Genomic DNA, 7,216 nt, shown 5'->3' with positions numbered 1-7,216 from the left:
GGGCACGAGCCGCCCCTCGATCGCGCTGCCGCTGCGTGGCACGGCCGCCGGTGCCTTCGGCCGCCCCATCAGCGCATGGTCGCGCAGGCGCGCGGGCGCGCCGGTCTCCTCGCACCCCGTCACGGCGCCGAAGACGCCCGGCTCGGCCAGCGGACCGGCAAGAAACAGCGCCCCGTTCCTCACGAGGCCCGCGCCTTGGTCATTTCGAGCACGAGCCCGATGGCGAGGCCGCCCAGCAGCAGCAGCAGCGCGATCTGCGGCACCGCCAGCCGCACCGCGACGGTGATCCAGTAGGTCGCCATCGCCTCCAGCGCATCCATCGGATCGCGGTAGCGCCCGCGCATCGCGGTGCGCAGCATGAAGATCGCCCCATGCACCGCGAGGGTCAGGAGCAGGCCGCAGATCGTCGTCGTCAGCCCGTTGTCGAGCCCGGCGCGCCAGCCCCCGCCCGCGCGCCGCCCGGCGATGAACCAGCCCACGCCCGCGCCGATCGCCGCGTTGATCGTGGCCGCGGAGGGGACGGTGAAGATTCCCTCCATCAGCGGCTCCGCCAGCCGGGTGACGAGAAAGCCCAGCAGGGCAAAGAGCAGGCTTCCGACGAGCTTGGCGGCAGTTGGCATGCGGATGGCTCCCCGGGGCGGTTGTCCCGTTCTGGGTAACGCCGGCGTGATCCGAACGAAAGCCGGGGCCGCCCCGCCGGGCCGGATTTTTCCCCGAGCGTCGGAAAACGGCATCGCCCGGCCCGCCTGCGTCCCATACGGCTCAATCACGCGCGCGGTAGGCATCGAGTGCGCGCGCCCGCCCCTCTCCCGCATCCACGATGGGGTCGGGATAGGGCATCTCCGCCGAGAGCCCCCAGCTGCGCGGCGCGGCGGCGAGGAAATCGAGCGCGGTTTCGGGCGGGCTTTCCTGCCCTTCGGCGATCCAGGCGCGCTGATAGGCGCCGTCGGGGTCGAACTTCGCCAGCTGGCTTTCGGGGTTGTAGACCCGGAAATAGGGCGCGGCGTCGGGGCCGGAGCCCGCGATCCACTGCCAGCCCAGCGCGTTGTTGGCCGGGTCCCAGTCGATCAGGCAGTCGGCGAACCAGTCATGCCCGATCTTCCAATGCGTCATCAGATGCTTGGTCAGGTAGGAGCCCACGATCATCCGCGCGCGGTTGTGCATCCGCCCCGTGGCATAGATCTCGCGCATCGCGGCATCGACGAAGCGCATGCCGGTGCGGCCGCGCTTCCACGCCGTGGCCTCGGGGCTGTTTGCGTCCTCGGACCACGGAAACCGGTCCCATTCGGCCCGCCAGTTGCGCGAGATGAGCCGGGGCGTGTGGTGCAGGAGGTGATAGGCGAACTCGCGCCACACGAGCTCCTTGCGGAAATGCTCGGCCCCCTCGGCCCCCGCCTCGCGCGCGGCCAGCGCCGCGCGGTAGCAGGTGCGGATCGAGATCTCGCCATAGGTGAGGTTCTCCGACAGGTCCGAGGTGCCCTCGATGTCGGGCCTGTCGCGGGCGATGGCGTAATCCTCGACACGTTGGGCAATGAAGCGATCCAGCCGATCCCGGGCGGCCCGTTCGCCAACAACGCAGTATTTCGCCACCACCGCACCGCCGCGGTTCATGCCGCGTCCCATGTCCCAGTCTTCCAGCCGCTCGCTCTCGGGCCAGCTTTCGGGCGCGGGCAGCCGCGCGGGGGCGGGCAGCGGCTCGCCCGGATCGCGGTCGCGCGTGGCCTTCATGTAGGGCGTGTAGACCTTGTAGTAGCCCCCCGTCTTGGTCTCGACGCTTTCGGGCTCGAACAGCAGGTGGCCCTCGAAGTCGCGGGTCTCGATGCCTTCGGCGTCGAGCCCTTTCATCACCTCGGCGTCGCGCGCCCGCGCTTCGGGGTCATAGGCGCGGCTCCACCAGACGGCGCGCGCGCCGGTTTCGCGCACGAGGTCGCGCAGGCAGCCCAGCGCCCCGCCCCGGCGCAGCACCAGCTTCGAGCCGATCCGCTCCAGATCGCGGGCGAGGCTTTCGACCGAGAGCCCGAGGCGGAAGCGCGGTGCGGCGCCCTGCCCCTCGACCACCTCGTCATGCAAGAAGACCGGGATCAGCGGCGCGCCGGTTTCCACGGCCTCGGTCAGAAGCGGATGGTCGGCAAGCCGCAGGTCGCGGCGCAGCCAGATCAGGATCGGGGCGGTCATGGGCACTCCTCGCGTGGTCCCCATGCGAGCTAGCGCCCCGCGCGGTTCATCAAGCGCGACGTTGCGCCGCCAGCCCCGGATGCTCGGCCTCGTGGCCCCGGGCGGTCCCGATGGTCAGCTCCTCGCGGGTGCGCGGCAGGGCATGCGGGATCTCGGCCTGGATCCAGGCGACCAGCTTCTCGCGCATCTCGCAGCGCAGGTCGAAGGCGCGCGGCGCGTTGCGCGCCGAGACCAGCACCCGCACCTCCATCACCCGCTCGCGGAAATCAGTGACGGCGAGGTTGAACACGCCGCCGTCCCACAGCGTGCTGGCCTCGGCGATCTCGCGCGCCTTGTCGCGGATCCGGTCCACCGGCGCGGAATGGTCGAGATAGATCATCACCGTGCCGATCAGCTGCGAGCTTTCGCGGGTCCAGTTCTGGAAGGGCTGCTCGATGAAATAGCTCAGCGGCACAATCATCCGTCGCCAGTCCCAGATGCGGATCACCACATAGGTCGAGGTGATCTCCTCGACATTGCCCCATTCGCCCTCGACGATCAACGCGTCGTCGATGCGGATCGGCTGGGTCATGGCAAGCTGGATGCCCGCAAAGATGTTCTTGAGCACCGATTGCAGCGCGAGGCCCGCGACGATGCCCGCCGCCCCGGCGGAGGCCAGAAGCGACACGCCGTATTGGCGCACCTCGTCGAAGGTCATCAGCGCCGCGGCAATGGCGACGATGGTGATCAGCACCGAGGCCACGCGTAGGAAGATCTTGGTCTGCGTCACATGCTTGCGCGCGAGCAGGTTATCCTCGGAATCGAGGGCGAAGCGGCGCAGGTGTATCTTGGCCCAGACATCGAGCACGACCCGCGCGATCCAGCCCAGAAGCAGGATCGTACCCACCAGCACGAGGTGATGCAGCCCCTGCTCGTCGGATGGCGAGAGCGGCGCCACGGCCGCGGCGGGCGCGATGAACAGGAAGATGAGAGCGAGGCGCGCCGGGCCGCGGATCCTGGCGACCAGTTCGCGGCGAAAGAAATCGCTGCCCTGCGTCAGACGGCGCAGCCCGGCAAAGACCAACGCATGCACGAGGCAGGCCAGCGCGATGGCAAGGCCGAAGTCGATCAGGATCACGGCCCAGGCCGGAAGCCAGCCGAGGCCGATGTCGGAGATATTCTGGATCAGCATCATGGGGCGGGATGATAGAGGCGCGTCTCGCGCCGAAAACCCCTCGCCCGCGTTTTCGCCGCGCTGCGGCGAGAACCGGCCATGCGCGGCGGCCCCGGCATGGGGGCCGCCGCGCCTCGCCTCACGGCGTCGGGTTCTTGCGCTCGTTCTTCAGCGCGATGAAGATCGCCACGCACATCACCAGAAGCAGGAAGGCGAAGGGGAAGCCCGTGGCCACCGCCATCGCCTGCAGCGCCGCCAGACCGCCGCCCAGCAGCAGCGCGATCGCCACGAGGCCCTCGAACACGCACCAGAAAATGCGCTGCGGCAGCGGACCGTCGACCTTGCCGCCCGAGGTGATGGTGTCGATGACCAGCGAACCGGAGTCGGACGAGGTCACGAAGAACACGATCACCAGCACGATGCCGATCAGCGAAGTGATGGTCGACAGCGGCAGCTGGCTCAGCATCTCGAACAGCTGCACCGGCAGCGCCGCTTCGGCCGCGCCCATGAAGTTGTCCTGCACCACCTGGGTGATCGCGGTGCCGCCGAAGACGCTCATCCACAGCACGCAGACCATCGAGGGCACGAGCAGCACGGCGATCATGAATTCGCGCACCGTGCGGCCGCGGCTGACGCGGGCGATGAACATGCCGACGAAGGGCGACCAGGAGATCCACCACGCCCAGTAGAACGCGGTCCAGCCCTGGCTGAAGTTGGCGTCCTCGCGCCCGAAGGGCTGGCTCAGCGCCGGGAAGTTGGTGACATAGGCCCAGAGCGAGGCGAAGAAGGTGCTGATGATGGTGCCGGTCGGGCCGACGAAGAGCACGAAGAGCAACAGCGCGAAGGCCAGCACCATGTTGATCTCGGAGGCGCGCTTCACGCCGCCGTCGAGACCCGCCATGACCGACACGGTCGCCACGGCGGTGATGCCGAGGATCAGCAGGATCTTGAGCCCCGCGCCCGAACGGCCGATCTCGTCGCCCTCGGGGTTCAGCAGCGGGTTGTTGTAGCTCAGCCCGAACACCGCGCGGGTGTTCTCGGCCGTGTCACCGGTGCCGAAAAGGAAATCCATTCCCGCGACCGCCTGCTCGGCGCCAAAGCCCAGCGAGGTGGCGAGGCCGAACAGCGTGGCAAAGACCGCGACGATGTCGATGATGTGGCCGGTCCAGCCCCAGACCCGGTCGCCGAAGATCGGGTAGAAGGCCGAGCGGATCGTCAGCGGCAGGCCCTGGTTGTAGGAGAACAGGCCCAGCGCCAGCGCCACCACCGCATACATCGCCCAAGGGTGCAGACCCCAGTGGTAGATCGTCGCCGCCATGCCGAGCTGCCGCGCGGCCTCGGCGTCGCCCGTGGCGCCCGCCAGCGGCGCCCAGCTTTCGGGGCTGCCCGCGCCCTCGGCGAAGGAGGTCGAGAAATGGGTCAGCGGCTCGGAGACGCCGTAGAACATCAGACCGATGCCCATGCCGGCGGCGAAGAGCATCGCGAACCAGCCCGCATAGCCGTAATCGGGCCGGGCCGAGGCACCGCCAAGGCGCACGGAGCCCAAGGGCGTCACGATCAGCAGCAGGCCGAACAACACGAAGATGTTGCCGCCCAGGATGAAGAACCACGAGAAATTCGCGGTGAGCCAGTTCTGCACGCCCTTGAACAGGTCGGTCGCGGCCTCTGGCACCATCAGCGTGCCCAGCACGAAGGCCACGATGCCCAGACCCGCGATCAGGAAGACCGGGTTGTGGATGTCGAGGCCGAAGGGGCCGATCTGTTTCTGGATGTTGTCCTGACCGACCTCGTAGTCGGTCTCGTCTATGAGACGTGTCGTCTCTGCCGCGTCTGGATCGGTATCCGGCGTCGTCATCGTCACCCCCAATGCAAGTTGTCACACGAAGACCTAGGCCCGGTGGGCCAAGGTCAAGAATTCGTGCGTCTGTCACATGCCAGCACGGATTGCGACCCCGAGGGGCGCCGCGTGCCCGGGGGACGACAAACGTCGTGGGCGGTCAGCCCGCGACGTCGACCACGACCCGGCCGCGCACCTGCCCCTTAAGGATTTCCGCCCCCAGCTCAGGCAGGTCGCCCAGCCGCGCGGGGCGGATCATCGCGCGCAGCTTCTCCATCGGCAGGTCGCGGGCGATCCGCTTCCAGGCTTCGACGCGGTTGTCATAGGGCTGCATGACGCTGTCGATGCCCAAGAGATTGACGCCCCTGAGCAGGAAGGGGATCACCTTGGCCGGAAGATCGGCGCCACCTGCGAGCCCCACCGCCGCGACCGAGCCGCCGTAGTTCACCTGCCCCAGAACGCGCGCCAGCATCGCGCCGCCCACCGCGTCGACGCAGCCCGCCCAACGTTCGCTTTCGAGCGGCTTCTTCGTGGTCTCGTTAATCTCGGCGCGCGGCACGATCGAGGCCGCGCCGAGATCGCGCAGGTAGTCCTCGGTCTCGGGCCGCCCGGTGACGGCGGCGACCTCATGACCCAATGAGGCGAGGATCGCGGTCGCGACCGAGCCGACGCCGCCCGCCGCGCCGGTGACCAGAACCGGCCCCTGCCCGGTCTTCAACCCCTGCTTTTCCAGCGCCATCACGGCGAGCATCGCCGTCAGCCCGGCGGTGCCCACCGCCATCGCGTCGCGCGTGCTGAGCCCCTCGGGCAGCGGCACCAGCCAGTCGGCCCTGACCCGCGCGCGGGTGGCATAGCCGCCCCAATGCGCTTCGCCCACGCGCCAACCGGTGAGCACCACCTTGTCGCCGGGCTTGTAGCGCGCATCGTCCGAAGTCTCGACCGCGCCCGCGAAATCGATCCCCGGCACATGCGGATACTGCCGCACCAGCCCGCCGCCCGGCCCGATGCACAGCCCGTCCTTGTAGTTGAGCGTCGAATATTCGACCGCAACGGTCACCTCGCCCTCGGGCAGCCGCGCGTCGTCGAGCTCCTGCACCGAGGCATGGGTCGCCCCCGCCTCGTCCTTTTCGACCAAAAGCGCCTTGAACATGAGCATCCTCCCTCGGGGCAACATCGTCTCGGCGGTCATGATGCACGTCGCGCCCGGCGGCGCAATCGGGAGAGCCCGCGGGTGATGACAGCCGAAAGCGAAACCCCGCCTTGTTTCGCGCCCGCCCCCCTTTTCAACGCCGCCCCGCGCGCCTATATCTGCCATGTCCTTTCGGGGACTATGGACATAAACGCGCCTGTAATAAGCGGATCGGACCCGGGGGCGGTACCCGGCGGCTCCACCATACATCCCTCGTTGGGGGCAGATGGGGCCGAAACAGGATCGACGAACGTGTAAAGAGGTCTGCTTTGTCTCGGTGAGGTACCACCGATATCGGTCCAAAATTGTACAGTTGCCAACGACAACCGTGCTCCGGCAATGGCTGTGGCTGCTTAAGCAGTCTCGGTCCGCCGAAACTTAAGTCCTAGCGCCTAGCCGCGTTAGGCGGGGTTCGCAGGCACCTGGCAACAGAAGCCTGCACTTCCCCCCAATTCAGCGAAGTCACGCCGCGCGTAATCCGTGGCGGGAGACGGTTCTTGCCAGCTTCGGGCGGGCCGGTGCAGCATGGGCGCCATGGCCCGGCTGTTGTTCATCGCCCTCGCCTGCGCGCTGTCGCCCGCGATGTCGCGCGCTTGCGAAACGGCGCTGGTGCTGGCGATGGATGTCTCGAACTCAGTCGACGAGGCCGAGTACCGGCTGCAGGTCGACGGGCTGGCCGACGCGATGGAGGACCCGGCGGTGATCGAGGCGGTGCTGGGCGGCGATGTGGCGCTGGCGGTGCTGCAATGGTCCGCCGCGGGGCAGCAGCGCGTCGTCTTCGACTGGACCCAACCGCGCGACAGGGCCGCGCTCTCACGGCTTTCGCGGCAGGTCCGCGCCACGCCGCGCGCCTTCGTGATGG

Annotated in this window: 6 protein-coding genes, 1 other RNA gene and 1 pseudogene; 2 read left to right on the top strand and 6 right to left on the bottom strand. The window is 68.5% G+C overall.

The features are described 5' to 3' along the window. The 6 genes and pseudogenes from NHG85_RS04535 to acuI form a co-directional block, all read right to left on the bottom strand. Window positions 1-183: pseudogene (locus NHG85_RS04535) on the bottom strand (hypothetical protein); the annotation flags it as partial. Beyond that, on the bottom strand, window positions 180-620 hold the full coding sequence (locus tag NHG85_RS04530) for a TrgA family protein (protein ID WP_253330234.1): 441 nt from the start codon (window positions 618-620) through the stop codon (window positions 180-182). The gene NHG85_RS04530 and the pseudogene NHG85_RS04535, both read right to left, overlap by 4 nt. A gap of 142 nt (window positions 621-762) precedes the next feature. Further along, window positions 763-2,175, bottom strand: coding sequence for a cryptochrome/photolyase family protein (locus tag NHG85_RS04525; protein ID WP_256500116.1), 1,413 nt, complete (start codon window positions 2,173-2,175; stop codon window positions 763-765). A 49-nt stretch (window positions 2,176-2,224) separates the two neighbouring features. Next, window positions 2,225-3,349, bottom strand: coding sequence for a mechanosensitive ion channel family protein (locus NHG85_RS04520; protein WP_253330229.1), 1,125 nt, complete (start codon window positions 3,347-3,349; stop codon window positions 2,225-2,227). A 118-nt stretch (window positions 3,350-3,467) separates the two neighbouring features. Continuing rightward, complete coding sequence (locus NHG85_RS04515; protein WP_253330227.1) at window positions 3,468-5,183, bottom strand: BCCT family transporter; 1,716 nt, start codon at window positions 5,181-5,183, stop codon at window positions 3,468-3,470. A 142-nt stretch (window positions 5,184-5,325) separates the two neighbouring features. Next, window positions 5,326-6,315 (bottom strand): acrylyl-CoA reductase (NADPH), encoded by a 990-nt coding sequence (gene acuI / locus NHG85_RS04510; protein WP_253330225.1) that lies wholly within the window; start codon window positions 6,313-6,315, stop codon window positions 5,326-5,328. A 126-nt stretch (window positions 6,316-6,441) separates the two neighbouring features. Here acuI and ssrA point away from each other — a divergent pair. Together ssrA and NHG85_RS04500 are read left to right on the top strand one after the other, a co-directional pair. Then, window positions 6,442-6,797: a transfer-messenger RNA gene (ssrA, locus tag NHG85_RS04505) on the top strand. 91 nt (window positions 6,798-6,888) lie between these two features. After that, on the top strand, window positions 6,889-7,216 hold a 328-nt coding region (locus tag NHG85_RS04500), incomplete at its 3' end, for a DUF1194 domain-containing protein (RefSeq protein ID WP_253330223.1).

This window comes from Limimaricola litoreus, assembly GCF_024159025.1.
Lineage (GTDB): Bacteria > Pseudomonadota > Alphaproteobacteria > Rhodobacterales > Rhodobacteraceae > Limimaricola > Limimaricola litoreus.
The sequence above is the reverse complement of the archived record's forward strand: the minus strand, read 5'-3'. Positions and strand labels throughout refer to the sequence as shown.

What these genes read in the sequence shown, in the direction of transcription:
- NHG85_RS04525 (WP_256500116.1), bottom strand. Translation starts at nt 2,175, where the DNA reads ATGACCGCCCCGATCCTGATCTGGCTGCGCCGCGACCTGCGGCTTGCC.
- acuI (WP_253330225.1), bottom strand. Translation starts at nt 6,315, where the DNA reads ATGTTCAAGGCGCTTTTGGTCGAAAAGGACGAGGCGGGGGCGACCCAT.
- NHG85_RS04530 (WP_253330234.1), bottom strand. Translation starts at nt 620, where the DNA reads ATGCCAACTGCCGCCAAGCTCGTCGGAAGCCTGCTCTTTGCCCTGCTG.
- NHG85_RS04515 (WP_253330227.1), bottom strand. Translation starts at nt 5,183, where the DNA reads ATGACGACGCCGGATACCGATCCAGACGCGGCAGAGACGACACGTCTC.
- NHG85_RS04520 (WP_253330229.1), bottom strand. Translation starts at nt 3,349, where the DNA reads ATGATGCTGATCCAGAATATCTCCGACATCGGCCTCGGCTGGCTTCCG.